This is a genomic window from Streptomyces sp. NPDC005141 (assembly GCF_053599975.1).
The window spans coordinates 137493-162324 of sequence record NZ_JBSFYW010000002.1; the positions used below are offsets into that span (position 1 = coordinate 137493).

General features: G+C 68.0%; 23 protein-coding genes and 1 pseudogene. 11 read left to right on the forward strand and 13 right to left on the reverse strand.

Going from position 1 to position 24832, the window contains the following annotated elements; genetic code table 11:
• Window positions 1-42: 42 nt before the first annotated feature.
• The 7 genes from ACWD68_RS02025 to ACWD68_RS02055 all read right to left on the reverse strand — a co-directional run bounded on the left by ACWD68_RS02025 (window position 43) and on the right by ACWD68_RS02055 (window position 5700).
• Complete coding sequence (locus ACWD68_RS02025; protein WP_451804522.1) at window positions 43-636, reverse strand: MarR family winged helix-turn-helix transcriptional regulator; 594 nt, start codon at window positions 634-636, stop codon at window positions 43-45.
• A gap of 56 nt (window positions 637-692) precedes the next feature.
• The gene (locus tag ACWD68_RS02030; RefSeq protein WP_451804523.1) at window positions 693-1166 is read right to left on the reverse strand and encodes an STAS domain-containing protein; all 474 of its coding nucleotides are present in this window, start codon (window positions 1164-1166) and stop codon (window positions 693-695) included.
• Window positions 1163-2248, reverse strand: a complete 1086-nt coding sequence (locus ACWD68_RS02035) for a cobalamin B12-binding domain-containing protein (protein ID WP_451804524.1) — start codon at window positions 2246-2248, stop codon at window positions 1163-1165. Before ACWD68_RS02035 ends, ACWD68_RS02030 begins: the two co-directional genes overlap by 4 nt.
• Window positions 2245-3867: a PP2C family protein-serine/threonine phosphatase gene (locus tag ACWD68_RS02040; protein WP_451804525.1), complete on the reverse strand. Its 1623-nt coding sequence runs from the start codon at window positions 3865-3867 to the stop codon at window positions 2245-2247. The genes ACWD68_RS02035 and ACWD68_RS02040 overlap by 4 nt, the downstream gene beginning before the upstream one ends.
• 538 nt (window positions 3868-4405) lie before the next feature.
• Window positions 4406-4693 carry an ANTAR domain-containing protein gene (locus tag ACWD68_RS02045; protein WP_451804526.1) on the reverse strand — a complete coding sequence of 96 codons (288 nt, stop codon included), beginning with the start codon at window positions 4691-4693 and terminating at the stop codon, window positions 4406-4408.
• A gap of 100 nt (window positions 4694-4793) precedes the next feature.
• Window positions 4794-4982, reverse strand: a complete 189-nt coding sequence (locus ACWD68_RS02050; protein WP_451804527.1) for a hypothetical protein — start codon at window positions 4980-4982, stop codon at window positions 4794-4796.
• A 424-nt stretch (window positions 4983-5406) separates the two neighbouring features.
• Complete coding sequence (locus tag ACWD68_RS02055; RefSeq protein ID WP_451804528.1) at window positions 5407-5700, reverse strand: hypothetical protein; 294 nt, start codon at window positions 5698-5700, stop codon at window positions 5407-5409.
• Between the two features lie 911 nt (window positions 5701-6611).
• Here ACWD68_RS02055 and ACWD68_RS02060 point away from each other — a divergent pair.
• The gene (locus tag ACWD68_RS02060) at window positions 6612-7067 is read left to right on the forward strand and encodes a hypothetical protein (RefSeq protein WP_451804529.1); all 456 of its coding nucleotides are present in this window, start codon (window positions 6612-6614) and stop codon (window positions 7065-7067) included.
• 236 nt (window positions 7068-7303) lie between these two features.
• Here the strand turns inward: ACWD68_RS02060 and ACWD68_RS02065 are convergent, their stop codons facing one another.
• The 3 genes from ACWD68_RS02065 to ACWD68_RS02075 all read right to left on the reverse strand — a co-directional run bounded on the left by ACWD68_RS02065 (window position 7304) and on the right by ACWD68_RS02075 (window position 9791).
• Window positions 7304-7819 (reverse strand): AMIN-like domain-containing (lipo)protein, encoded by a 516-nt coding sequence (locus tag ACWD68_RS02065; protein WP_451804530.1) that lies wholly within the window; start codon window positions 7817-7819, stop codon window positions 7304-7306.
• A 284-nt stretch (window positions 7820-8103) separates the two neighbouring features.
• The gene (locus ACWD68_RS02070; RefSeq protein ID WP_451804531.1) at window positions 8104-8784 is read right to left on the reverse strand and encodes an adenosylcobinamide amidohydrolase; all 681 of its coding nucleotides are present in this window, start codon (window positions 8782-8784) and stop codon (window positions 8104-8106) included.
• Between the two features lie 458 nt (window positions 8785-9242).
• Window positions 9243-9791, reverse strand: coding sequence for an FABP family protein (locus ACWD68_RS02075; protein WP_451804532.1), 549 nt, complete (start codon window positions 9789-9791; stop codon window positions 9243-9245).
• A gap of 193 nt (window positions 9792-9984) precedes the next feature.
• Here ACWD68_RS02075 and ACWD68_RS02080 point away from each other — a divergent pair, with 193 nt between their 5' ends.
• Together ACWD68_RS02080 and ACWD68_RS02085 are read left to right on the forward strand one after the other, a co-directional pair.
• Entirely contained in the window at window positions 9985-11223 is a 1239-nt protein-coding gene (locus tag ACWD68_RS02080; RefSeq protein WP_451804533.1) for an IS701 family transposase, read from the forward strand.
• Between the two features lie 759 nt (window positions 11224-11982).
• A pseudogene (locus tag ACWD68_RS02085) lies at window positions 11983-15268 on the forward strand (TIM-barrel domain-containing protein).
• 6 nt (window positions 15269-15274) lie between these two features.
• Here ACWD68_RS02085 and ACWD68_RS02090 read toward each other — a convergent pair.
• A complete protein-coding gene (locus ACWD68_RS02090) occupies window positions 15275-15856 on the reverse strand; it encodes a hypothetical protein (RefSeq protein WP_451804534.1) in 582 nt (193 codons plus the stop codon).
• Between the two features lie 53 nt (window positions 15857-15909).
• Here ACWD68_RS02090 and ACWD68_RS02095 point away from each other — a divergent pair, with 53 nt between their 5' ends.
• Window positions 15910-16164: a TetR/AcrR family transcriptional regulator gene (locus ACWD68_RS02095; protein ID WP_451804675.1), complete on the forward strand. Its 255-nt coding sequence runs from the start codon at window positions 15910-15912 to the stop codon at window positions 16162-16164.
• A gap of 204 nt (window positions 16165-16368) precedes the next feature.
• On the opposite strand, the gene ACWD68_RS02100 is transcribed toward ACWD68_RS02095, so the two are convergent.
• Window positions 16369-16812, reverse strand: a complete 444-nt coding sequence (locus tag ACWD68_RS02100) for a helix-turn-helix domain-containing protein (RefSeq protein WP_451804535.1) — start codon at window positions 16810-16812, stop codon at window positions 16369-16371.
• Window positions 16813-17092: 280 nt separating this feature from the next.
• On the opposite strand from ACWD68_RS02100, the gene ACWD68_RS02105 reads away from it, so the two are divergent.
• Window positions 17093-17851: an AfsR/SARP family transcriptional regulator gene (locus ACWD68_RS02105; protein ID WP_451804536.1), complete on the forward strand. Its 759-nt coding sequence runs from the start codon at window positions 17093-17095 to the stop codon at window positions 17849-17851.
• A gap of 14 nt (window positions 17852-17865) precedes the next feature.
• Here ACWD68_RS02105 and ACWD68_RS02110 read toward each other — a convergent pair whose 3' ends face one another.
• Window positions 17866-18894, reverse strand: coding sequence for a bifunctional lysylphosphatidylglycerol flippase/synthetase MprF (locus tag ACWD68_RS02110; protein ID WP_451804537.1), 1029 nt, complete (start codon window positions 18892-18894; stop codon window positions 17866-17868).
• Between the two features lie 192 nt (window positions 18895-19086).
• Here ACWD68_RS02110 and ACWD68_RS02115 point away from each other — a divergent pair, with 192 nt between their 5' ends.
• The 6 genes from ACWD68_RS02115 to ACWD68_RS02140 are packed head-to-tail and all read left to right on the forward strand — an operon-like array spanning window position 19087 to window position 24830.
• The gene (locus ACWD68_RS02115; protein WP_451804676.1) at window positions 19087-20805 is read left to right on the forward strand and encodes an aldehyde dehydrogenase family protein; all 1719 of its coding nucleotides are present in this window, start codon (window positions 19087-19089) and stop codon (window positions 20803-20805) included.
• Between the two features lie 16 nt (window positions 20806-20821).
• Window positions 20822-21958, forward strand: coding sequence for an acyl-CoA dehydrogenase family protein (locus tag ACWD68_RS02120; protein WP_451804538.1), 1137 nt, complete (start codon window positions 20822-20824; stop codon window positions 21956-21958).
• Window positions 21959-21966: 8 nt separating this feature from the next.
• Window positions 21967-23283, forward strand: coding sequence for an aspartate aminotransferase family protein (locus ACWD68_RS02125; RefSeq protein ID WP_451804539.1), 1317 nt, complete (start codon window positions 21967-21969; stop codon window positions 23281-23283).
• Window positions 23276-23755, forward strand: a complete 480-nt coding sequence (locus ACWD68_RS02130) for a type II toxin-antitoxin system RatA family toxin (protein WP_451804540.1) — start codon at window positions 23276-23278, stop codon at window positions 23753-23755. The genes ACWD68_RS02125 and ACWD68_RS02130 overlap by 8 nt, the downstream gene beginning before the upstream one ends.
• Entirely contained in the window at window positions 23755-24282 is a 528-nt protein-coding gene (locus ACWD68_RS02135; RefSeq protein WP_451804541.1) for a hypothetical protein, read from the forward strand. Before ACWD68_RS02130 ends, ACWD68_RS02135 begins: the two co-directional genes overlap by 1 nt.
• Window positions 24279-24830: a flavin reductase family protein gene (locus tag ACWD68_RS02140; RefSeq protein ID WP_451804542.1), complete on the forward strand. Its 552-nt coding sequence runs from the start codon at window positions 24279-24281 to the stop codon at window positions 24828-24830. Before ACWD68_RS02135 ends, ACWD68_RS02140 begins: the two co-directional genes overlap by 4 nt.
• The last annotated feature ends 2 nt before the right edge of the window (window positions 24831-24832 follow it).

Below are 24832 nucleotides of genomic sequence, written 5' to 3' on the forward strand. Positions count from 1 at the left end.
CGGGAACTGCGCACCCCGCGGTGGCGGCCAGGGCCGTGCCGCTCAACCGCTGTGGTGGATCCTTGGGCGGAACGGCTTCGCTGCGGTCGACGAGCCCGGACGCCATGCGGGAGGGGCCGTGCCTCGTGAGGTCGGGGCGGGTGGGGCGTCCTCGGTGACGATGCGGAGCATGGGCTGATCGACCAGCGCTTTCTGCAATCCGGCGAGGCCTTCGGTCAGCGCGGTGCGCTGGTGGCCGGGCATGCTGTCGAGGGCCTGGATGAGGAGTTGGTCGCGGCGTTCGCGGAGCTGGGCCAAGTGCCGGCGGCCGGCGTGGGTCGCAAACAGCGTTACTTCCCGCCGGCTGTCGGGGCAGGGCCGGCGTTCGACGAAGCCGAGGGCCTGGAGGCGGTCGACCAGACGGCTGACCGAGGGAGGCGCGGCGCCCAGGAGCCGGGTGAGGACGCGCATACGGATCCCGTTCTCACGGTCGACGATGTACATCACGCGCAGCTGGGAGACGGGGACGTACGGCGGTGGGCCGTCGTTACGGGCCTGTTCCCACATGACGTCGAAGAGTTCGACGATGCTGCCGGCCTGACGGGCCGCGGCGTGGACGGAGTCGGGGGTCGGGGTGGGGCGGGTGCGCTCGGTCATGCGTTTCCCATCCGAGGGACCGGGTCCCCGCTGCTGGTGTGCGAGCGCGTCGGACGTCAGCCGCGGGTGTCCGGTCCGGAGAGACGGTGCTCTTGGCCGACGTCATCGACGGGTGTGCCATGGTCTGGCGTATGACGATATGCCATGCGTCGGGGCTCGGCGTGACCGCCGGTTCCGGTCGCGCCGCCAGGGACGAGGTGGTCCAGGGTGCCGGTGATGTCCAGCATCCGCTCGAGAGCCGGTGGGCGGCCGTCCAGATGCAGGACGACGTGCGCGGAGGTAGTGCGGCGATGGAGCATCAGGAGCATGGCCAGGCCCATGGAATCGATGCCGTCGAGGCCGGTGCAGTCCAGGTGCAGGGCACGCAGGCCGGGGTTGCCGGCGAGCTGCCGCGTGGCGCCGGCCAGGAACTGCTCGGCGCTGTCGTAGTCCAGGAACCCGTGCACCTCCAGGTGCACGACGTCGTCGTCGGCGCTCGGCGCGGTGATCAGGCGCAGGTGGGCGGACTCGAACCCGGCGGGTGGCGTCATGCGGTGTTCCTGGAGTCGGAGGCGGCAACGGAGAGTGCCGCGGTGAGGCGGTCGGCGGCCTGGTCGAGCATGAGAGTGGCCCGGGGGAAGTCTTTGAGCTGCTCGCTCAGGATGTCCAGGGCCGGGGTGAGCGAATGGGCGGGGACGTTGCGGGCGGTGAGGATGCCGGCCGTCCAGGTGAGGAAGTCGGTGAACAGTTCCGGATCGCCGGTGTAGAGGGCGGTGGCCAGGAAGTCCACGATGTGCGCGATGTCCGCGGCGGTGTGCTCGCGCTGTGCGGCGGCGTAGTCGCGCATGGCGGGGAAGCGCTCTTCCAGTCCGCCCATGACTGTGCGCACCAGGGACGTGCGGGTGCGGGCGACCATGGTGTACTCCTGGTCGGCCAGGTGCGGCAGGTCGTCGATGGGCTGGTGCGCCGGCGCGGGGCGGGGCAGCGGTCCGTGGTCGAGCCGGTCCGCGGCGGTCCTCGCGTCGAAGGCCCAGACGTCGGCGCCGAGCAGGCGGGCGTACCGGCCGTCCTGGCCGAAGGCGGCCCCGCCGGCCAGGACGGGTGTTGAGGTGGCCTGCACCGCGGTGATCGTGGCGTGTGCGGTCGGCAGGCGGGTGGCGATCGAACCGGAGAGGGCCACCAGTTCGGGCCCGGTCTGGTGGATGTGGGTGATCAGGTGACCGGCGGAGACCTGTGCACCGAGGTAGTCGACCTCCCATCCGCGCAGCTTCAGCACTTCGGCCAGGAGGCGGGCGGGCAGGCCGTGCCATTCCCCGTCCACGCAGGCCACCGTCACCCTGCCCCGGCCGATGGCGGTGTGGGCGGAGCAGTGGTGGGACAGGGCCGCGATGGCGCGGTCGTTGATGGCGGTGGCGGCGTGTTCCCGGGCCACGGTGAGCCGGTTGGCGGCCCACTCCTCGCCGACCTTGCGCTGGACGGGGGCGATCAGGTCCAGGAGGACACTCTCGGCTGGTGAGCCGTCTTCCAGCGCGCCGAAGACCGCGTGGGTGGCCGCCTGCTCGTCGCTGGTGGAGACCGCCTCCCACAGCTGGTCCCTCCGGCGTTCCTGCGGAACGGTCGAGATGAAGGTCATGCGGTGAACCTGCCCCGGGTGTGGCCGTCCACCGCACTGAGATGCTGGGAACGCGGGGCGGCGATGACCATGACGGCCATGTCGTCGTGCGCCGCGGATCCCACCCACTGGGAGGCGAGCATCTGCACGTGCTCCACGATCGCCTCGGCCGGCATCCCCGCACACGTCGCCAGTGCGTCCTTCAACCGGCCCTCACCGAACATCTCGTCGCCCAGCGGGCCGCCCCTTGCCTCGGTGATGCCGTCGGTGAACAGTACGCAGGACTCACCGGGCGCCAGCGTCTCGTGAATGGTCGTCGCGCGAACCTTGGGGAGGACCCCGACCAGAGTGCCGCGGGAGCTGCCTTCTTCGACGGTGCCGTCGCACCGCACGATCAGAACCGGTGGGTGCCCGGCGCTGGTCACCCGAAGCCGTACGGAACCCGCCTCGCGTACGGCTGAGGCCATGACGAGTGTGGCGAATCGGGTGTGGTGGGAGTTGATGAGCGCCCCGTTGAGCAGGTCGATCATCCGCTGGTGGTCACCGGCCATCGGCAGCAGCGCGTGAAGTGTGTTGCGGATCTTTCCCGTGAGGACGGCGGCTTCCAGGCCCTTGCCGCACACATCGCCCAGCACCGCGAAGGACGCCTCGCCCTCGGTGGCGGCGGGATGGACATCGTAGAAGTCGCCGCCGATGCGCTCGTGGTCCTTCGAGGGGCGGTAGCCGCCGGCGAAGTCCACACCGGAGATCTGGTGCAGGACCGGCGGGAGCAAATCCCGCATCAAGGTCCGGGAGAGGGAGGACTGTTCGGCGTAGAGGCGTGCCGCGGACATCGCGGCGCCGGCGCGGGCAGCGAAGAGACGGGCGAAGACCTCCTCGGCCTGGCTGAACGCGGTTTCCCCGCTGCGGCGGAGCAGGATCAGGGCGCCGGCGGGCACACCGTGCCCGGGCAGCGGCGTCACGACGATCGAACCGACCGTGCCGAACCCGTCGGGCACCAGCCAGGCCGGAGCGGACGCGGGATCGATCCACCGCGACGGTACCGGCGGGAAGCCCTGGAGGGCCTGCCCCAGGCCGGGAACGTCCTCGGGATCGACATCCCACTCGAAGCGCTGCGGCGCCCCGCCGCGCAGGCAGACCACGACCGGCAGCCGGTGGGCGCTGCGTGGCGCGATGACCAGCGCGGCGTCCGCGAGATGCTCGGCCGCGAGTTGTGCGGTCACGTCCATGCACCGCTCCAGATTCAGCGACGAGAGCAAAGTGTTGGAGGCCTCGGTGAGGAACGCGGTCCGTTCACGTTCCATCCGCAGGGCTTCACGGGCCAGTCGGTGGTCGGTGTCGTCCACGAGCCACCACACGACGTCCCCGTCGTCCTGCACGGTGGGATGAGCCTCGAAACTGCGCTCCCCCACCGGGCCCGACGCCGGCGCGTCCTCGTTCCGGCCGTCCGCCGCCCGGCGCGCATGTCCGTCCACGAGCCAGGCCGGTACGGCGCCGGCCAGGGCGGCACCGGAGCTGATTCGGGGGAAGAGACCGGTGGCCTTCGCGTTGGCGTGGCGCACCGTACCGGCGGGATCCACGACCAGGACCGGGTAGGGCACAGACCTCCATGCCACATGAGCCGGAGCGTCAGTGCTCACGGCGTGTTCCTGCTGAGTGGAAGTCACAAATACGAAGGCCCGCTGCGCGAACCCCTCACCTCATCCGGTCGAGAATGTTGTCCTGCGGCAACCATCCTCTACCGGCCACCTCGTGGCAACCCACCCTCTGCGGCCCGCGCCGATCCCGGGCCGCCCCTTCACACACCTGCGGCCTCGGCGCAGCGGAACGACGCTCCGGCCCGCGGGAGGGCAAGCCACCGCGCCGGACAGGAAGTGCAGGTCAGAGCGCTGCAATCACGCCACGGCCCGCCAGGGCGACGCATCCATCTCAACGGGATACGTGAAGAAGCCGGGAAGAGGGTGAAGGTTCACGCGAGTCGACGCAGGCGGGCAGGTGCGGTGAGACCTAGTCCCGGGCGGCGCCGACCCGGCCAGTCATCACAGGACGCTCCGCGGGGCCGCACGACACCTCGAGGGACAACCGAAGATGGGATGAAAGGGACTGAAGTGGAGAAATCTACCAATGGTGGGGCCGGTGAGCGGCCCGACGGAATCCCTCCGTCCGTCTGCCAGGGCATCAGCCGCTGGACCGGCCCGCCGACCGAGTGCGGTGCTGTCCCCGGATGGCTTCCTCCAGGGCGATACGGATGCCGAGGTTGAGCTCGCCGCTGGGTGCCCAGGCGGTGAGGAGTTCCGCGATGCGGCGCAGGGTGATGTCGGTGCGCTGGGAGACCTCTGTCAGGACGGTCCGGGCCTGGTCCGCGTGCAGGCGCCCGAGGGCCATCACGACGCCCATCGCCTGCTCTGTCACCGCGTGGTTGACCCAGTCGTGCCGTGGCCGGCTCACTCGCTCCCGCAGTGCCACCCCCTCATCCGTGGCAGCGGCGAGCGATTCGTCGCGCGGGACTTCGGTTGCGGCCCGCGGCCTACCGGTATCACCAGGCTGCTGCGGGGACCTGGTCGACTCAGTGGCCACTTCGCGATTCCTGATCTATCGCGTCAAACTCTTGCGCTCCCTCGCCGGTCGACAGCGCATCCGCCGCCTCCCGACGGTGCCGGCCCAGATCTTCGTCGTCCAGCCGTGCTCCGGCGTCCTGAAACTCGTGGAACGGGTCCTGTGCGTCCGCCTCGACCACGCGGCTCGTCTCGCTCATCACGTCTCATCTCCTGTCCTCGGTCGCCTCGTGGGCGGCACGGATTCCCCAGCGCAGGCCTTACGAGCCTCTTCTTGCGCACACGTCTCCTCCAGCGGAGTGGAGTCGGGACGGGTCGGCGAACTCGCCCGCGCGAGCTCTGGCAGGCGCCACGGCACGATGCGGCTCCTCACCGCTCGCCGGCCGACCAGGCCCCGGGCGGCTCTGCCTCACACCGAGTTCCCAGCGCAGCGGAACCCACGCCTCGGCGACCGCTCCGACACTCACGAAGATCGAGAAGTTCCGAGTGGAGGTCGGCGCCGCACTCGAGCTCATCGTCCAGGCGGCTCTGCAGCTCGCAGGGCGTCTCACAATGTGCCTGCCCTCCGGGCCGATGTCCGGCTGCGTCGTGATGCTCGCGGCGAGAGGCCCGGTTGACGGAGGGTCAGGCAGGGACGTTGCGCGCTCCGCTCGTCCCGCGCGGTGCGGCATGGTGGACCGGCCGGCCTGCCTTCGGGGGCTCAAGGCGTCGTAGGGACAGGGTGGCGGTGACCAGGAGGCCGGTAAAGACAGTGAGGAGGAGTGCGGAGACCCACATCTGCCGGCTTCCGAGTGACTGCCAGGCCGTCCAGAGAGTGGATGCGCTCCACAGCAGGATGCCCATCCCATAGAAGGCGCGGACACGGTGCAGCTGTCGCACGGCCCGCAGGAACATGACGCGTTCGGTCTTCGGTGCCATGGCGCCCCGTGTACCCCGATATGGCGGCAGTCACCTTCCTCTACGGACTTTCACCCGCCCACACCGGCACACCCCGCCGGTCGGTCCCGCGAAGGAAGTGACGACCAGGGGGAGAGCGCTGACCGTGGCCGCTCACGCGCATGCGTGATCAACGGTCGTCACTCCGGTGTCATGCTTCCGGAGGGCGGCTCCATGTGAAGGTCAGGGCTTCAGAGGCGGGCCGAGCGGAGCCGTTGCTGCGCTCAGGCCACGCCTCCCGGGTCGTACGGCATGATGTCGCCCATGCGTAGAGCGGTGAGCGGGGGGCTCCGCCGACTGTGGCCGTGGCGCGCACGCGACGAGTCGGCGCTCGCCGAGCTCGAGGCCGAGATCACCACGTTCGGTGAGGCTCTGAACGCCCATGAGTTCAGCCCCGGCCAGCATGGCGCCACCGATGAGATGCGGACCGAGCTGACACGAGCCCTCGACGCGTACGAACAGGCGAAGCGGGACTTCGTCGGCGGCCGGAGGCGGGCGGACGCACTGGACGTCCTGCGCACGCTGGACGAGGGCAGGTTTGCGCTGGCCTGTCTGGACGCGCTGCTCGCTGGTGGGCCGCTGCCGAGCGCATGCCGCTGTGCTTTTTCGACGCCCGGCACGGGCGGGCCGCCCGGCAGGTCAGCTGGGCGCCTCCTGGGGGTGTCGTCCGCGACATCGCCGTGTGCGCAGCGGACGCGGTCCGCTTGGCAGAGCGCCCGGGTCCGGTCTCCCCGGGACCGGGTCCCGTCAGCGGACTTCCTGGCGAACGGCCACGCGCGGCCAGGTTTCCCACACCGTCGCGGGCGATCGCTCCACAAGCACAGGTCAGCGGGGAGGGAAGCAGCGGAGAGCAGACGCACCAGCTGGCGATGCCGTCGTACCGCCCGGCTGTCATGGTGTTCTCGACGAGCGAGCAGGGGCGGGTCAACCTGCGTTTCGAGGGGATGACGGGACGCTCCTCACGCCACTACCGGCTCTCCGGCGACGGCACCCGCATCACCGCTCGGATCCCACTGCCGGGAGGGAAGAAAGCAGTTGCCTTCCGGGTGTTTGCCGCCGACGGCCGGAAGCCGTGGACGGTCGCTCCGGCACCGCTGCGAGAAGTCCCCCGTTTCCACGACCGGATCAATGGCACCGGGTCCGATGTCGTGCACTACCGAGGGGGGCCGGGTCCGGGCGTTCTGCAGTACGAGGGACCGAGCGTGATTCAGCTGGAGGCCCTCGACGATCGCCTCGCCTACTGGGTGACGGTGGCCGAGGGCAGTGCCAGAGAGCAAATGTTCCAGTGGCCGGGCCCCGGCTACTACCAGGTGCGCTCGGCGGGGGCCTGGAGTCTTGCCGCAACGTGACGTAGCCGGACCACTGGGGTTGCCTCGAGTGCCGGAGCAGTCCGCGAAGAGGCCGCATCACCGCAGAAGGAGAAACTCACCCAGGGCGGAGGGTGCGCTCCCGCCGTGCGCAGCGGCGCAGGCCAGGCCGAACGCACTGGACTCGGGACGATCGACACCGCGTCGGGAATCGACGCCCGGGTCCAGTCCGCGTCAGCCGCCCACAGGGGCAGCGGCTGATTCGGTGACGGCGGCACTCACCCGCAACGGTTGGCGTGGTTGAAGTCCAGGACCACGCGCTCGGGGCTGTGCAGCTTGTAGACCTTGTACGTGGGCTTGGTCTGGAACGCGGTGCCGAAGGAGACCACCCCTTCGAAGTCTCCGGTCAGGGCGAGACCCTTGAGCTTGGACAACTGGATCTTCACCAGCCGGGGACCCTTGTAGAGCGAATTGCCCGCGTCGTCGTGGCCTACCGCGGGAGAGAGCCTGATGTTCAGGAAGTACTTCCCCGCAAGGGGGACCTTCTTCCCGGAAGGATCGTAACGAAGTGTCTTGATCGGCTTCACGCTGACGGTCGGGGCGCTGCCCCGGACGTCGATGACGAGCCGGTCGAAGGTGCAGTGCCCGGCCCACCGGGCGTTGACGACGCGCGCGGGCGGCGAAGCCTTCGCGGAGGTCTCCGGCTGCATGGCCGCGGAGGCGGGGACTGTGCTGCCGACGGCGGTGAGAACGACGCCCGCGACGATGGCTGCTCGGGATCGGTGATGTTGCATGACGCCCCCAGATGTTCCTGGTGAAGGGGACAGACGATTTCACTATGGGAGACACACTCGGGGTCCCCATGGTTGCACCGCCAGAGCCTTATTGTTCCCCGCCTCGGACGAGCAGTGCCTTAACAAGGCTCAAGCCCGGCCTCCGCGGTCCGTCCGCTGCGGCGTCCGTGTGGTTGATCATTCCCGCGTGCCGACCCTACGTCCCGTCTCGGCCCGTCATCGGGGCCGGCCGCATCAGCCTCCAGCGGGACCCCCGACGAGTTGTGTGCGCGCCGCAGGCCGGATCAGGCGTCGGCGGCGGCCGCGCGCACGGCCGCGTACACGGCCCTGGCGAGCCGGGCGCCCCACAACGAACGGGGCCCGGCGAAGGCCTGCACCTCATCCCCGGGACACGGGCTGCGCGCGGCAATACACACGGCGTCAGTGGGGGTGCCGGAGCAGTCGTATCCGGCATCGAGCAGAGCCTGCACCTTGGCTTCTGTAACGGTACTCACCGTGTTCACCAGCGCTGCCTCACTCAGCGCCACCGGAAGCGCGGCAATGATGTTGATCGTGCCCGGCGCAGTCGGAAGAGGTACGCCCTCGGCCGAGGATGCGGCCCACCCCCGGACCCCCAGTCCCGCCGTGACGACCGCCTCGACGCCGCTGTCGCGGGCGCTGCCGTAGAGGGTCACATCGGCGGCCGTCATCAGCCCGACCCCCGGCCCCTGCACGCCGACAGCACCGGCCAGCTCGGCAAGGTGCCGATCGGGGTCGGTGCGCCGGTAACCGTGGGAGACCTGGGCGTTCAGGACCCAAGCTCGCTCTTCGATGCCGCCGCCAAGGACTGCGCTGCTGACCATCCGCCAGCCGGCGCCCGCCCGCCAGAGCAGTGCGCCCAGCCGCTCGCCCTCCTCGAAGCGGATGAGCTGCTGCACGGGAATCAGTCCGGCGGCGGGTCGGGGTGGCGGGATGACGACAGTCACCGGGCAGGACTCCTTGCAGGGCGGGGACGGGCTGATCGTACGCGTGGCCATCCGCACAGCGGCGCGCCCACCGCTGCCGCACAAGGGCTGCCTGTACTTCACGGGAGCCAGCGCGTTCTTCGCGGGAGCCTGTGCGTTCTTCGCCCTGCCTTCGGCTCGACCCGGTTGCGCCGACTGGGCTGTGAGAAGGACGAGTTCGAAGGCTCAACCCCTGACGGACCCCGAGGAGATGCTCCCCGCCCCGCGGGGTTGGCGGGAAGGCCGACACCGGAAGACACACGTGAGACATCAAGCATCAGCGGGACCTCTACGGCGTCGAGGTCTGCGTGTCCGCAGTGACGACCGGCGGTCTGGCACACGCCCTCCTGGTCGTGGCCGGTCGCGATCGGGGTCACGCTGGGGCGTCGGCGCGCTGGGCTCGTTCCTCGCCGGCGGCATCAGCACCGGCACTGCGCGTCTCAGCTTCCGCCCTCGCGGCGAAGCTGTGCGGAGAGATGGTGTTGCAGGGGCTGACCCACCGCTGCGAGATCATGGAGGAAGTCGAGGGTGTTCTCGTCCGTGAGGGTGTATCGGCGGCGGGTGGCGACGACCTCCTTGGCCGTGGGGGCGAGCGCCACCTGCTGGGTCGTGAGATCCACCGCACGGTCGGTCGCACGCCCTACCAGGATTTCCGCGATGCCGGTGGGCTGGGTGATCAACGCCTCCACGTATCCATCGGTCTGAATCCGCCACCAGCCGCTCTCCCTGGCCGACGGGCGCAGCGGAGTGCCGTCCGTGTCCAGCAGCCAGGCGCGCGTCTCGTAGTGGAGGAAGGGCCGGCCGTCGTGGCTGAAGGTGACCTCCTGCTCGTAGGCGAATTCCTCCGTGAGCGTCGGGTAGCTTCCTCGGCCCCGTCCGACCCAGGTGCCGAGAAATCCGATCACCGGCGCGAGCAGCGTGTGCGGCGCGGGCGCCTGGTCCGACCGGAGTGCATCGGGGTACGGGTGCTTCCGAACGGGGTCGCCCATGAAATGCGCTCCTGGGTTGGGGCCAATACCGCGTGGCAGCCTAGTACTCCAGCAGCGGTTCGCTATCTGGCCTGGTCAGAGGCGTTGTCGGGATGTAGTTGGCTGTCGGCAAGTCAGGGGTGGTCTTGGCGGACTGCCCCTCCAACGAGTGGATTGAGAACTGTCTGGGCTGTGATCCGGGCAGCCTCCCAGCGTGATCGACGACCTCGCGGACGCGGCCTGGGACCAGGAACTCAACGACCTCTTTCTCCGCATCGGGCACCGCTTCGGCCGCGCCGACCTGCGACACCGAATGCGTGACTATGTCCGGGCCCTGCTCGGTCCAGTCGGCCGCAAGAACGGCTGGCAGCTGGCCGAATACGCCGGCCACCACACCCCCGACGGTCTCCAGCGGCTGCTGAACGGGGCAACCTGGGATGCCGACGATGTCCGTGATGACCTGCAGACATACGTCGCCGAGAAGCTTGGTGAGGACGGCGGAGTCCTCATCCTCGACGACACCGGCTTCGTCAAAAAAGGCATCACCTCCGCAGGCGTGCAAAGGCAGTACTCCGGGACCGCCGGCCGCACCGAAAACTGCCAGATCGGCGTCTTCGCCGCCTATGCCACCACCCGCGGCCGGGCCCTGGTCGACCGAGAGCTGTATCTCCCCAAGTCCTGGACGGACAATCGCCCACGCTGCCGCGCCGCGAAGATCCCCGACGAACGGACCTTCGCCACCAAAGGCGCACTGGCCAGGGCCATCGTGCTGCGCGCACTCGTCTCGCCACTGCCGGTCGACTGGGTCACCGCCGATTCCGCCTACGGCCAGGAATGGCGCTTTCGACGCATGCTCGAAGAAGTCGCCATCGGCTATGTCCTGGCAGTCCCGAAGTCCCAGCATGTGCCCCGCTTCGGCCGCATCGACCATCTCTTCACGCAGGCGCCGGATGAGGCATGGGAAAAGCGCTCGTGCGGCGACGGCGCCAAGGGCCCACGCATTTACCACTGGGCAGCCGCCCAACTCCCGTCGATCGAGGACTTCGACGGCGAGGCGCCTACACATCAGCGCTGGGCACTGGCCCGTCGCAGTGTCACTAGGCCCGATGAGATCGCCTACTACCTCGGCTATGCACCGGCTGGCACGGATATCGACCAGCTGGTGCGGGTCGCCGGGCGGCGGTGGGCCATTGAGGAATGCTTCCAGGCCGCAAAGAACGAGTGCGGCCTGGACCAGTACGAAGTCCGCCGCTATGTCGGCTGGATGCGACACATCACCCTGGCCATGCTCGCCCACGCCTTTCTCGCGGCAACGGCAGCCCAGGCAGCCTCAAAAGGGGATGCAGAAACGGTTTTGGCGCCCTGGTTCCGCTCACCGTGGCAGAAGTCCGCCGACTCCTGGCAACTCGCCCCACCCCAAAACCAGGGCGGCCGTCTCGCCTTCACACGGTGAGCTGGTCGCGATGGCGGCGCAGACGCCAGGCCGTCGCCCGCCACTGCCACTACCGGCGACGAGCCCACTCGTTGGAGGGGCAGTCCGCCAAGACCACCCCTGAATTGCCGACAGCCAACTACACTCCCGACAACGCCTCTGACCAGGCCAGATAGCGAACCGCTGCTGGAGTACTAGTACTCCAGCCGTAGATCGTGATCTTCACGCCGGAGCGGCTTGTCGTCGACGGTTGCGGCCTGAAAGCGGGCTTGAGGGCGGCGTCGCCGCTCGGACCAGCGCGTTTCCCGGATCGTCCTTCGTAGCGCGGCCCTTCACCCATGGCTGCCGCCGCCACAGACCCGTCCATGGATTCCGCCCGGGCGGCCGAGCGAAGTCATGACCAGCGCCGGTGAGAGGCTGGGCGCAGTTCGGTACCAGGTGCTCCCGCCGCGAATCCGCGTGCTGCTCGAAGCTGACACGGCATGGAACCCATGGGTAGTGCACCAGCTATCGACTCACGGGCGCTCTGACATGACATGACCGGAACTCCACGGTCAGCCATATGGACATCGCGAGAGGCGGCGTGCTGTGATGCCAAGGGCCCCTTTCCAACGATGAAAAGAGCGGATGAGGTCTCGGCGGACTGATTTCACTCTGCACTGACGCACCCTCAGAGAACGCTCGCAGCCCGCGCGTTGCCCGCAAGCGGGAGGCTGGATCCGGGTCTCGACCGGCATGACGGAGAAGCGCCTCCCGACCGACTGCAGATCGGAGTTGCGCATGACGGCCGCTTCAAAGAGGCGACACCTCAGATCCGTACGACAGCAGATATGTGTCGCCGCTGCCCTCGCTCTCGCCGCCACCACGACGCCGGCAGGTGCCGACTCAGCGTCGGCTGATGGTGCGCACAGCCATCGAATCCCCACCCTCTCGTCCGGAGACGCCCGCTTCGAGATCCTCTCGCCCACGCTGATCCGCACTGAATACGCGGGCGATCGGAAGTTCACCGACGAGCCGACGTTCAATGCCATCGGCCGCAGCGGGTTCGAACCGGCCGCTTACAGCGCCAGGACGTCCAACGGCTGGCTCACCATCAGCACAAGCGCGATGAGCCTGCGCTACAAGGTTGGCTCCGGGCCCTTCAGTGCCCAGAACCTCTCGGTGCGGGGCGCGGCGGGCCGCACTCCTGTGACTGCCACCCCCTGGCAGCGTCTGACCTGCACGCTCGGCACACTGTGCGAGGCCGAGAATCTCCATCTCAACGGGCTTTCCGTCGCTTCCGACCACGGCGGCCACACCGGGACCGGCTTCGCGGCGGGATTCGAAGGCACCGGCAGCTCGGCGTCCGCTGACATCGATGTCAAGGACGCCGGGACCTTTCAGCTCGACCTGCGATACGCCAACTCCCGTGGGGGCGACGGCCAGACCCGGACACGCACCTTGACGCTCTCCGTGGACGGCGGCGCTCAGCAGACGGTGTCCTTGCCCACCACGGCGAACTGGGACACGTGGAACGTCTCCCCGGCAACCGTCCAACTCGGCGCGGGCCACCACACGCTCACCCTGACCCGGACCGCCTCGGACTCCGGCAATGTCAATCTGGACAGCGTCGCGCTCGTCCGGCCCGGCGAGGCATACCCGCCCGTCTCCAGCACCGCGATCACGGGCTGCCTGTACGGCACGAGTTGCGAGGCGGAGGCAGGACGCATCGGCGGCACGGCGGTCAGCGCCGCCGATCACAAGGGCTATGCCGGCAGCGCCTTCGTCGGTGAGCTCAACCAAGGATCGAGCCTGACGACCCATGTGGTCGGCGTGCCCGCCGACGGCGTCTACACCCTCCGCGTCCCGCTACGCCAACGGCGTCGGTGGCGACGGTCTCCACCAGACACGCACCGCCACCGTTTCCGCCGCCGGCACCGACACCACCTTGTCGTTCCCCGCGACCAAGAACTGGGGCGATTGGCAGTCGGCCTCGGTGCCCGTCACTCTTACGGCGGGCGCGGACGACATCACCCTCGGCTGTCCCGGCACGGCCAGCTGCCACATCAACGCGGACACCATCTCGGTGGCCGCCCCCACGACGGCCGCGCCCCCACCGCACATCGCGCTGGGCGGATACCGCCGAGGCCTCGACGGCGTGACCGGCAGCGAAGACTCCCTCGTCACCACACCCGGTCTGCTCAACCAGGACGGTTGGTACCTACTCGACGACACGCCGTCAGCGCTGTACGACACCACTACAGGGAAGGCTGTGCCCCGCCCCGGCCATGGTGGCGCGCCGTACCAGGACGGCTACGTCTTCGGCTACGGACACGACTACAAGCAGGGGCTCGCCGATCTGGCCGCACTGACCGGACCGCCCGCACTGCTGCCGCAGTGGGCCTACGGCGTCTGGTACTCGGAGTACATCGACCGCACCGCGGCGGACTACCAGAACACCATCCTCCCGGCGTTCCGCTCCGAGGGCACCCCGCTGGACGTCCTGGTCACCGACACGGACTTCAAAGCCGTGAACAATTGGAGCGGTTGGGAGATGGATCCCGCGAAGTTCCCCGATCCCGAGGGCTTCTTCGACTGGTCCGCTTCCCAGGGACTGCACAACACACTCAATGTGCACCCCAGCATCCTCGCGTCCGATCCCCAGTTCGCCCAGGCACAGGCCACGGCCAAGGGCAAGCTGACGAAGGGCGGCTGCGCCTCGGGCGCCGACGTCGAGAACAACTGCTACACCTTCGACTTCGGCGACCCGGACCAGCTCAAGGCATACATGGACCTGCACCGGACCATGGACCGGCAAGGCAACGACTTCTGGTGGCTCGACTGGTGCTGCGACGCATCGCAGTCGTCGCTGCCGGGGGTGACCCCGGACGCGTGGATCAACCAGCAGTACGCCGCCGCCGGCGCCAAGGCCCTCGGCCGCGGATTCGTTCTCTCCCGTGCGTACGGCTCGTTGCAGGCGGCCGGGTACAGCGGCCAGCAGGGGCTGCCGACCGGGCCGTGGGCGGACAAGCGCACCACCGTCCACTTCACCGGCGACACTTCCTCGACGTGGGGCACATTGAAGCTGGCGGTCGGCTACACCCCCGGAGAGTCCGCCGCGACCGGGATGGCTGCCATCACCCACGACATCGGAGGGCACAACGACACGACAGGGCTGGCCGGTTCGGAGACGTACACCGAGGGCGGGCAGACCCGTACGACGCACAAGCTGCCCGACGACCTGTACGCCCGCTGGGTCCAGTTCGGTGCCTTCCAGCCGATCGACCGCCTGCACAGCAACCACAGCGACCGGCTGCCCTGGCAGTACGGCACGGCGGCGCGGCAGTCGGCCGACACGTTCCTCAATCTCCGCGAGAACCTGGTGCCCTACACCTACACGCTCGCGGAGGAGGCGAACCGCACCGGTGTGCCGATCGTCCGCCCCACCTACCTGGAGTACCCCGACGAGCCCGAGGCGTACGCTGCCGCGAACAGCGAGTACTTCTACGGCTCCGACGTGCTGGTCGCCCCCGTGACCACGCCGGGCGCTTCTGCCAACACCTCGGTGTGGCTCCCACCCGGCCGGTGGACCAACTACTTCACCGGCGAGACCTACGCCGGAGGGGTCACCCGGGAGGTGACCACCGACCTGAACTCGATGCCGGTGTTCATCAAGGCAGGCGCAATCCTGCCCACCCGCACCCACAACGTGTCCAGCAACGACCGAAACCCCCTGACCGACGTCACGCTCACCGTCGCCGCCGGTGCGTCGGGGTCGTTCCACCTCTACGAGGACGATGGGTCCACCGAACAGAAGGGCCGGAGCGCCACGACGACAATCCGGTACAGGCAGAAGGGTTCGCACCACACGGTGTCGATCCGTCCGGTGCAAGGTTCCTTCCCCGGCCAGGTGGAGACCCGCAAGTGGACACTCTCCCTCCTGGGGACTCACGCACCCACCGAGGTCTCAGCGACCGGCGTACGACTGTCACCGCACGCCTACCACTGGGACAGCGCCTCGAAGGTTCTGACCATCGCGCTCCCACGCCACAGCGTGCACACCCCGATCACCGTCACCTACCAGTAGGAAGGCTCAAGTAGCCTCCGCCCAGCACCCGTCGTCGGCTGCGGAGCGGCGCGCACCGCGCCCGCTCCGGCAGTCCGGGGCGAGCCCAGGCCGCGCGGCGAGATGACGCAGGGCCCGCACGGTGGTGAACCGGATGACGGAGACACCACGTCTGCCGGACCGCGAGCCTGCGGGTCGCTGCCTGTGGGGCTGTTCAGGCCAGGACGGCGGGCTTGAGTACCTCCTGGCACCACTGACGGAAGGTGGTGTGGTGGGCGCGGGCGTGGCCAGAGCCCGCTGTTCGGCGTCGTGGATGCCGTTGTTCTGGGCGATGCCCATGTCGACCAGGCCCTGCGCCCAGGCGTCGCTCATCCCGTACTGGACCATCGTCGCTTTGTATGTCTCGTCGTCGACCCGCTGGAAGCGGATCGGGCGCTCCAGGATCTCGGTCAGCACCTGGGCCATGGCGTCCCGTGACAGGAAGTCGGGGCCGATGACCGGTACGGTCTCCTGCCCGATCCAGGAGTCGTCGGTCAGGAGGCGGACGGCGGCTGCGGCGATGTCGCGGGTGGCGACGGTCGCCGGCGGGCGGTCCGCGGTGTTCGGCATGAAGATCATCCCCTGCTCGCTCCGCCTCAGCGGAGACCAACCGTGAACGGATCATCGAGGCCGCAACCCGGCTGCTCGCGGAAGAGGAACGCGAGTCGGTGTCGACTCGTGCGGTGAGCACGGCGGCCGGCGTCCAGGCGCCGACGATCTACCGCCTCTTCGGAGACAAGCAGGGCTTGCTCGACGCGGTCACGGCGCACGGCTTCGCACCCACCTCGGGGACCGGTCTTGAACCCACGGGTGATCCGGTCGACGACCTGCGCACCCGCCCGCGGCTACTGCCGCCGGCTTCGGCGCCTCGCCACTGACGCACCGCCACCGCGCCCTGCCCTGCCCTGCCCTGCCCTGCCCTGCCCTGCCCTGCCCTGCCCGCCACCGTGTACCGCGGAGAACGACCGATTGTCGACTTGTATGAGGGATCGCCGCGGAAAAATCCGGCCAACCTGGCATGGCATCACCGGCATTACGCCCGGGTAACCGGCCGTGCCCGACGAGAGGCACGCGGGTTACATCTACGTCCGGCGCGAACCAGATCCGGCGGTCGCGGTCGAGGCAAGGATTCCGCTCAGGAGGCGAGCCAGGCTCCCTAGGGATTCCGCATCGCGCTCCCGCCTCACCAAGTCTCCCCGCTTTCGCAGTTCAGCATTCACCTGCCGAAACACCTGCTCATCCAGGAGATAGGCCCATCGCGCGATCCCCAGGCCGCGCGTGACCTTCACCAGAGTCTCGATGGTCAGATTCGTACCCTCCGCCGACTCCGCGGCGACCAGGGTGCGTTTCGAGACATCTGTGCGCTCAGCCAGCTCCGAGAGAGTAAACGGACCTTCTGGGTGATATTGCCGGATATGGCGCAGGCGGCGAGCGATCGCGGGCATCACCGCCCCACCGTCCTGCTCGTCCCGCTCGTCCGAGGGTGGGGCGGAGCCCCAGGTCCATCCGGTGGTGCTGTTGGCCATTTCCAGACCTCCGGTGCAATTTATTGCGACGTCGATCCTGTGAACTTGAAATGATTATTGACCGTTCTGTCGCATCGCCCCTAAGCTCTGCAGCAGCTGTGTGAAACGGGGGTAGAGGTATGAGGGCCAAAAAGCGCTGGCAGATTGAACGTAAAAACATCGACATGCCGTCGTCCTCTCGCGTGAGGCGACGGCGATCCGGTGTGGTCCATGAGCTCATCCCATGCACCTCGATTGTCTCGAACAGGCATATTCCGCGTCGGATATCGAGGGAACATAAATGCAGGTAAACTTCTTGGGCGCCATGGAGATAGTAGAGGACGGGATCTCGGTTGCGCTGGCCGGCGAGAAGCTTCGTGCCATCATCGCAACACTCGCTCTCTCGCCCGGAGTCTCGGTTTCCTCGAACGATCTCATCGATGAATTATGGGGCGAGCGTCCGCCGAGGAATGCCGCAAACTCCCTTCAGAGTCACATCGCCCGACTGCGTCGCATTCTTGCGGAAGGCTCCGGCAAGCCGGATGTGCGGGAGATCATCGAGACCAGTTCCTCCGGATACGTACTGCGTATCGGAGTCGGCGACGTCGACGCTCTCCGGTTCGAGCGGTGCGTGGCGTCGACGGAACGGATCGGTCATTCGCCGCAGCAGGTGGCCGACCGGCTCACCGAAGCACTCGCACTGTGGCGAGGACCCGCACTTCTGGACGCGGGTCCCGGAATGATCTGCCGAACGGCCTACGCAGGCCTTGAGGAGACCCGGCTGATCGCCCACGAGCGGCTGATCGACGCACGGCTCGCGTTGGGCGAATACCAGAGCACGGTCCCGGAGATCGAACAGCTGTACATGCAATACCCTCTGCGGGAACGGTTCTGCGAGCAGTTCATGACCGCACTGTATTACTCGGGCCGGCAGGCGGAGGCACTCGATGCCTATCAGCGCACACGCCATCGCCTCGCCCACGATCTGGGCCTCGAACCGAGCGAGAGGCTGCAGACAAAGTTCCAGAGAATCCTGAACCATTCATCGGTGGGTCGGTGAATCGACCTCGCCCCTCAAATGGAGTTCGTCACCCTGAGGATCTGCCAGATGGCTCCGGGGCGCACACTTCCCGCGAAGGCCAGATATTCTGGAAGTATCAGGTCGGGCGCCCACTTCTCCTTGTACGCAAGTTGGCTACGGGACGGATAGACAGCCTCACCACGCTCTGCGAGCAGTCGCATGAATTTCGCCGTGAGCGGACTGTGACCAGGCAGCTCATGCTCGGGACGCAGTCCCGTGAACGGAGTGAAACCGAAGTGCAGCCATTCCGCGTCCTCCGCCCGGAAGACATCCATGGCTGTGGAATTCAACGCTTCCATCACGCCGGGCGGGGTCTCTGCACCCCGCCGGCTCAGGTCATGCAGCCACCCCGGACTGGATCCGTAGGAGGGCGAGTAGGAGATGTAGGCGATCGGTTCATCGTTCAAGAAGCCGACGAAGAGCCTGCGATATTCCTGGGCCAGCCCTCCGAGCTGACCCACCAGGAAGGCGATCTCCTTCGCGTGCCGGCCCTTTGACTTCAGCCAGTTCTTGTCGATCTGCTCCATCTGTTCGGCGTACCGGCTGAAATCTACCTCGCGCACCTCCAGTCCACTTCGTTTGGCGCGCGATATCTTGTTCCGCAGTTTGACGAATTTCGAACCTCGCAGCGAGAACTCCGACAGTTTGACGGAGTATGACGCCCCGACCTGGTTGACCACGAAACCTTCGGAGTCATACAGTCCGATATCTGCCGGCTGAAGCTGTATCGCGGCGATGCGACTCCTCTCTTTCTCCGCGAACTTCTTGAACTCCCGCAGCAGCGCTGCCCGCTGTTCCATCGGGGCGAACACTCCCCCGAATTGGATGAGGTATCGCCCGGCTCTGCGGTAGATGATGACCCCGTCCTCTCCGGGAGTGAAGAAGGCCTCGTTTCCGGTATTCAGGGCCAGAAAGGCGCTCGGGTTGTCCGCGTACTTCTCGATCGCGGACCTGATCAGCGACCTTCCCGGGTCACCGAGGGAATCCGGATCCGTCTCGGCCTGCGTCTTTGACCGCTTCATGGAGGAACTGTCCCTTCACGCCACCTCGCCGCATCAACTGACTGAGTAGCGTAGCGATTTCCTCGACAACGCTTCTGACAGGACGGTTTCAGCGGGCTGTCAGCGCTTTTTCAGTGGCCGCTGCCAGGGTCTGGAGAACTTCGAAGTATCCGCCGAGAACGTGAACAGCGACAGCAGGGAGTGAGAGTGGGGATCACGCAGTTGTCCCTCCCGGATCCGACGCCGGCCAGTCCAGCACTCGAAAACCAGACGCCTCTCAGGTCCTATTCTTCCTATGTGGGTGGTCAGGACTGCGAAGGTGAATCCTGGGTCTATGTCGTGGATTCCGCGGTGTTGCTGGATGACGCTTTCGCGAGTCTGTCGCTCAAGCGGAAGTTGGATCAGGGGCGCGTCACGCCGGATTCCCTGCCACCGAGCATCGTCGGCCGTGTGGCCAAGGCCGACCGTCCGATCGTCGAGGCAGCGCTGGAAGCCGCTTCGACCGCGGCGCCGATCTGGGGGGCCTTCCCTCTGGAGACTCGGCTGGACAAGGTCGGCGAGCTGCTGCGACGGAGGCTCTCCGAGCGGGCCGAGGAGATCACCCGGATCCTGGTGTCCGAGGGGCACCCGCTTGCCCTGGCCCGCTGGCAGGTCTCGGGAATGCTGGAATGCTTCGGCCCGGAGTCGGTGGGCTTCTATCACTCGCAGATGCACCAGGAGTTCCGGCAGGGCGAACGCCGCATCCAGATCCGCCGCCTCCCGGACGGTGTGGTGTGCCTGAACCCTCCCCACAACGCGCCCCTTTCCAGCGCCTTGCTGGGCGTCACCTCCATCATGGCCGGCAACTCCCTGGTCGTACGCGCCCCGCGAAGCGCTCCCCTCGGCGTGATGTACGTCCTGCACGAGGTGGTGAGGCCGGTGCTGGAAGAAGTCGGGGCACCGCCCGGCACGCTCAACGTGGTGTGCGGGGATCCCGCACCGATGCTGTCGGCGTGGGTGGACAGCCCCCACGTGAACGACATCATGTACTTCGGCAGCAGCGAGAACGGCGTCCGGTTCCAGGAGCGTTGCATCGCCGCCGGGAAGAAGCCGATTCTGGAGCTCGCCGGCAACGACGTGGTCGTGGTCTGGAAGGACGCCGACCTCGAGCTGGCCGCCGAAGCGTTGACGGAGAGTTTCTACGGCTCGGGCCAGCTCTGCATGATTCCCAATCAAGTGGTCGTGCATCCCGACATCGCCGATGACCTCGTCGCACGCCTGATCCGCCAGATCGGTCACATCCGGCCCGGCCACCCGGGCGAGGAGGATGTGCTGCTCACTCCTGTGCTGCGCAACGAGAAGTTCTTCAGCTGCCTTCGTGACGCCTTGGACAAGGGCGCCGAACTGGCCTGCGGCGGACACGCCATGCAGGTCGACGAGACCCGCGATGCCGCCGGCATCTTCCTGGAACCGACGGTCGTGGTGCTGCGCGGACTCGAGGGCGCCCGCGAGGTCGACGCCGTACGTCATGAGACGTTCTTTCCCCTGTTGCCCCTGGTAGTGGCGGAGCCCGCTCCGGACGACGTCCTTCTGGAGCGCTTCGTCGAGTACATGAACAGCAATGAGTACGGCCTGCGCAATTCGGTGTGGGCGACATCGTCGACGGTGGTCGACACCTTCCTCAACCGGATCCGCACCGGCGGGCTGCTGAAGATCAACGACTCGCACATCGGCTTTCTCCCCTACCTGCCCACACACGGCGGAACCGGTCTGACCGGAGGCGTCTTCGGCGAGGCCAACTATCCGATTCTGCGTACGAGCCACCTCCAGGGCGTCAGCATCAGCTCCGGATCCAGGCCCCGGGACGCGGTTTTCGGGGGGTGGAGGGCCCTTCAGAGGAACGGTTCCCGCAGCGCGCCCGAGTCGGTCCACCCCAACGATCACCAACCGTGAGGAGTCGCGAGCTCTCGTGCATTCACTCGACGCAGCACGTACGACCTGTGAGGCCTTCCTGCCCGGGCTCCTGGGCAGACTCGACGACGTTCCGCTGACCGAACTGGAGCAGCCGGGCAGCCCGGCGATCGATCTCTTCCGTTCCCACGCGGGTCCCGGCCTGGTGATCCCCAAGACCTATGCCGGCTCCGGAGCCAGCCCGCTCCAGGCACTGGAAGCAACGCGTGCCCTGGCGGCATCAGCCCCGTCCCTGGCTGTGGCGACCACCATGCACCACTTCTCGGTGGCGACGCTCTTCACGCTCGCCGACAGCCTGCAGAGCAGCGGTGTGGAGTGGGCGCTCCTGGAGGGCATCAGCGCGCAGAGTCTCCTGGTGGCCTCCGGCTTCGCGGAGGGGCAACCGGGGCGCGGGATCCTCGCTCCCACGATGACCGCGCGTGCTGTAGACGGCGGTTACACGATCAACGGTGCGAAGAAGCCGTGCAGTCTGTCCCGGTCGATGGACCTGCTCACGGCGAGCGTGGCCCTGCCCCGCGGGGACGGCGGCAGTGACATGGCGGTGCTGCTCGTGCCCCGGGCAGCCGAGGGCATCACCGTGCAACCGTTCTGGTCGAGTTGGGCGTTGGCCGGCGCGGAGAGCGACGAAGTTCGGCTCACCGATGTGTTCGTCGACGAACAGCAGCTCATGCGGACCGAGTTGGGCGACGCCGGCGAACTCGACGAGCTGCAGACGGTCGGCTTCATCTGGTTCGCGCTGCTCATCTCGGCCTCGTACGTGGGGATCGCCAGCGCACTCGTGGAGCGGGTGATGGCCCGTGGGCGTGGCAGCGACTCGGATCGTGCCCGTCTGGTCGCGCGACTGGAGTCGGCGATGCTCCTGCTGGAGGGCACGGCCCGCATGATCATGGACGGCGAGACGGGCAACGCCGCCCTCTGCAAGGCCCTGTTGGCACGCTTCGGTTGCCAGGACGCGCTCGGCGAAACGGTGCGCCAGGCCGTGGAGGCACTCGGGGGCATGGCGTTCATCGAGTCCTCGGACGTCGCCTACCTCGCCGCCGCCTCGCACGGCCTCTCCTTCCACCCACCGTCCCGCTCCAGCTTCGTCGGCCCCTTCCTCGAGCACGTCGAGGGCCGACCGTTGAAGCTGACGTGAGGAGGGCCGTGAACACGGCATCGGCACCCGCCGTGCTGCCCGCGGGGGACGAGCATGCGTACGACCGGGGGGCTCTCGGGGCCCTGTACCGGACCCGGCTCAACAAGGGCCGGGCAGTCCTGGGCGAGATGTTCGGCGGACACATCGAACTGGAGTCGCGGGGTGCCTGGGTGATCACCACCGAGGGCAAACGCATCCTCAACTGCGGTGGTTATGGCGTGCTGCTGCTCGGCGCACGGCATCCGACCGTCGTACGGCTGGTGGAGGAGCAGCTGCACCGGAATCCTGTGGCCACGCGGGTCCTGCTCGAACCGCAGGCGGCTCTGGCGGCGGACGCTCTGGTCGAGGTGGTCCCGGCCGGCCTGGAACGCGTTCACTTCGCCGGTTCCGGCGCGGAGGCCGTCGAGACCGTGATCAAGATGGCTCGAACGCACGGCAGGGACCACCTGGTGGCCATGCACGACGGCTATCACGGCAAGACCATGGGGGCACTCAGCCTCACCGGAAGGGAGGTGTTCCAGGCCCCGTTCCGGCCCCTGCTGCCCGACGTGCACCACGTTCCGTTCGGTGACGCCGAGGCGCTGGACGAGTTGCTCGGCACCATCCCGGGGCGAGGCTGCATCGTCGTCGAACCCGTCCAGGGAGAGGCGGGTGTCATCCTGCCGCCCGACGGTTATCTGCGCGCGGTGCAGAGGGCCTGCACCCGCCACGGCGCGTTCTTCGTGCTGGACGAGGTGCAGACCGGGCTCGGCCGGCTGGGCACCTGGTTCGGGGCGGACCGGGAGGGCGTCACGCCCGACGCGCTGCTCGTGGGCAAAGGGCTCAGCGGGGGCGTGATTCCGGTGTCGGCGGTCGTTGCCACACCGCGCGCCTTCTCCGTCTTCGACCGTGACCCCTACCTGCACACGTCCACGTTCTCCGGGGTTCCGATCGCCATGGCCGCCGCGCGCGGCGCGATCACGGCCATCAAGGAAGAAGGCCTGGTCGAACGCTCCAGCGAACTGGGTGTCCAACTGCTCTCAGCCCTGGGCGACATAGTCCGGGAACACTTCGGCGACGCGGTCCGCGACGTGCGGGGGCGCGGGCTGCTGCTGGGTTTCGAGTTCTCCGAACCGGGGATCCCGGGCGACCTGCTGATCGAGCTGGTCTCGCAGGGCGTCATCGCCAATCACTCGCTCAACTCGCACCTGGTGCTGCGCCTGACGCCGCCCGCGATCCTCGACGCGGCGGAAGTGGCCTTCCTGTGCGAGGCATTCGACAGGGCCTGCCGGGCACAGGCGGCCCGGTACGTTCCGACTTCCGAAGGTGGCCCAGTTCATGCGTAGCGTTCATGTGGCTCTTGCCGTGCGCGAATCCGATCCGGGCGCGGTCTTCGACCGAGTGCGCCACTTCGCCGCCTATCCCGAACTCGTCCCGGTGGTGCGGTCGGTGACCGTGCACGAGGTCAGCGCCGAGGAGGAGACCAGCGACTGGGAAGTGCATTTCCGCAACGGAATCCTGAGCTGGACGGAGGAGGACCGTTTCGACCGGGCCGGCCTGACCATCTACTTCTCCCAACTCGATGGCGACTTCGACTCGTTCACGGGCTCCTGGCGTGTCTCCCGCGAGGGCGCGGAATGTCGCGTGGACTTCGACGCCGACTTCGACTTCGGCATTCCGAGCCTGGCCGGCATCCTCGACCCGGTCGCGGCCAAGGTCTTCAAGGAGACCATCGCCCGTATCGTCAGCGGGCTGTTCACCGGCGCCGCCGTGGTCGACGACGAGGCGGTCGCAGAGGCCCTGGCGGGGTCGCTCTGATGGACACCAAGAACCTGTTCATGACGGGCACCACCGCGTGGCTGATCCGCGCGGAATACGGGCTGGGACTGCTGGTGTCGGTGGTGCTGTTCTTCGCGCATCTCGGCGAGGTGCGCTGGATCCCCGCCGTCGTGCTCTTCGTCTACATCGACCTGATCGGCTATCTCCCGGGTGCCTTCCGGTACCACCGCGGCCACAGCAGGGACAGGGCATCGGGCAAGGCCGGCGGCACCGAGATCCCGAAGGTCTATTTCGTCCTGTACAACGTCATGCACAGCCTGGTGACTCAGGGCCTGGTCGCGCTGGTGTGGATTTCGGTGTGGGGATTCGAGTGGGCGCTGCTGGCCCTTCCCATCCACCTGTTCGGCGACCGAGCGCTGTTCGGGAACTTCCTCAAGCCCTTCGCCCTGAGTTTCGAACCGGAGACGCATCCGGCGTATCGACGCTTCCGGAGCGAATTCGGAGCCTCCGCCGACAACGTACGCCTGGCGCAGTCCGCGCAGTCCCTGCGGACGGGATCTCTGTGACCAGCGCGGCCGCCGACCAGACGCTCAGGGCGTGGCCGCCCGGCCCGGCGGCCGAACTGTCCGGCGGCGCGGCGGATCACCTGGCCACGGGAGTCGTGGTGCTGACCTGCGGCGGCGAGGCGGACGTACAGGGTGTCACGGTCAGCACGCTGGCCCTCGCGTCCGTCGAACCGCCCATGGTCTCGGTCGCGTTGCGGCGCACCAGCCGTGCCCTGCGGTCGCTGCTCGGCACATCCGCCTTCGTCGCCAACGTGCTGGGTTCCCGGCAGGAACAGCTGGCCCGGCATTTCGCACGCAGGCGACGGACGGCGGGCGTCGACCAACTGGATCCCGGCGCCTGGGCCGGCTGCACGCAGGACGGCGTTCCCGTGCTGCGCGGCGCCTTCGGCTGGCTGGTGTGCAGTGTGCAGCGCACCGTGCCGGTCGGCGATCACGACCTGGTGCTGGCCCGGGTCGACCAGGCCGTACGGGGCAGTGGTGCTCCCCTCCTCAGCTTCGCCGGCGAGATGCATCAGCTGCCCGCCCTCACGCCTTCAGAAAGGGACTGACC

Coding starts and splice junctions, on each gene's coding strand:
- ACWD68_RS02130 (WP_451804540.1), top strand. CDS start 23,276: ATGCGTAGCGTTCATGTGGCTCTTGCCGTGCGCGAATCCGATCCGGGC.
- ACWD68_RS02100 (WP_451804535.1), bottom strand. CDS start 16,812: ATGGCCAACAGCACCACCGGATGGACCTGGGGCTCCGCCCCACCCTCG.
- ACWD68_RS02110 (WP_451804537.1), bottom strand. CDS start 18,894: ATGAAGCGGTCAAAGACGCAGGCCGAGACGGATCCGGATTCCCTCGGT.
- ACWD68_RS02075 (WP_451804532.1), bottom strand. CDS start 9,791: ATGGGCGACCCCGTTCGGAAGCACCCGTACCCCGATGCACTCCGGTCG.
- ACWD68_RS02030 (WP_451804523.1), bottom strand. CDS start 1,166: ATGACGCCACCCGCCGGGTTCGAGTCCGCCCACCTGCGCCTGATCACC.
- ACWD68_RS02035 (WP_451804524.1), bottom strand. CDS start 2,248: ATGACCTTCATCTCGACCGTTCCGCAGGAACGCCGGAGGGACCAGCTG.
- ACWD68_RS02050 (WP_451804527.1), bottom strand. CDS start 4,982: ATGAGCGAGACGAGCCGCGTGGTCGAGGCGGACGCACAGGACCCGTTC.
- ACWD68_RS02025 (WP_451804522.1), bottom strand. CDS start 636: ATGACCGAGCGCACCCGCCCCACCCCGACCCCCGACTCCGTCCACGCC.
- ACWD68_RS02055 (WP_451804528.1), bottom strand. CDS start 5,700: ATGGCACCGAAGACCGAACGCGTCATGTTCCTGCGGGCCGTGCGACAG.
- ACWD68_RS02060 (WP_451804529.1), top strand. CDS start 6,612: ATGGTGTTCTCGACGAGCGAGCAGGGGCGGGTCAACCTGCGTTTCGAG.
- ACWD68_RS02135 (WP_451804541.1), top strand. CDS start 23,755: ATGGACACCAAGAACCTGTTCATGACGGGCACCACCGCGTGGCTGATC.
- ACWD68_RS02065 (WP_451804530.1), bottom strand. CDS start 7,819: ATGCAACATCACCGATCCCGAGCAGCCATCGTCGCGGGCGTCGTTCTC.
- ACWD68_RS02105 (WP_451804536.1), top strand. CDS start 17,093: ATGCAGGTAAACTTCTTGGGCGCCATGGAGATAGTAGAGGACGGGATC.
- ACWD68_RS02090 (WP_451804534.1), bottom strand. CDS start 15,856: ATGCCGAACACCGCGGACCGCCCGCCGGCGACCGTCGCCACCCGCGAC.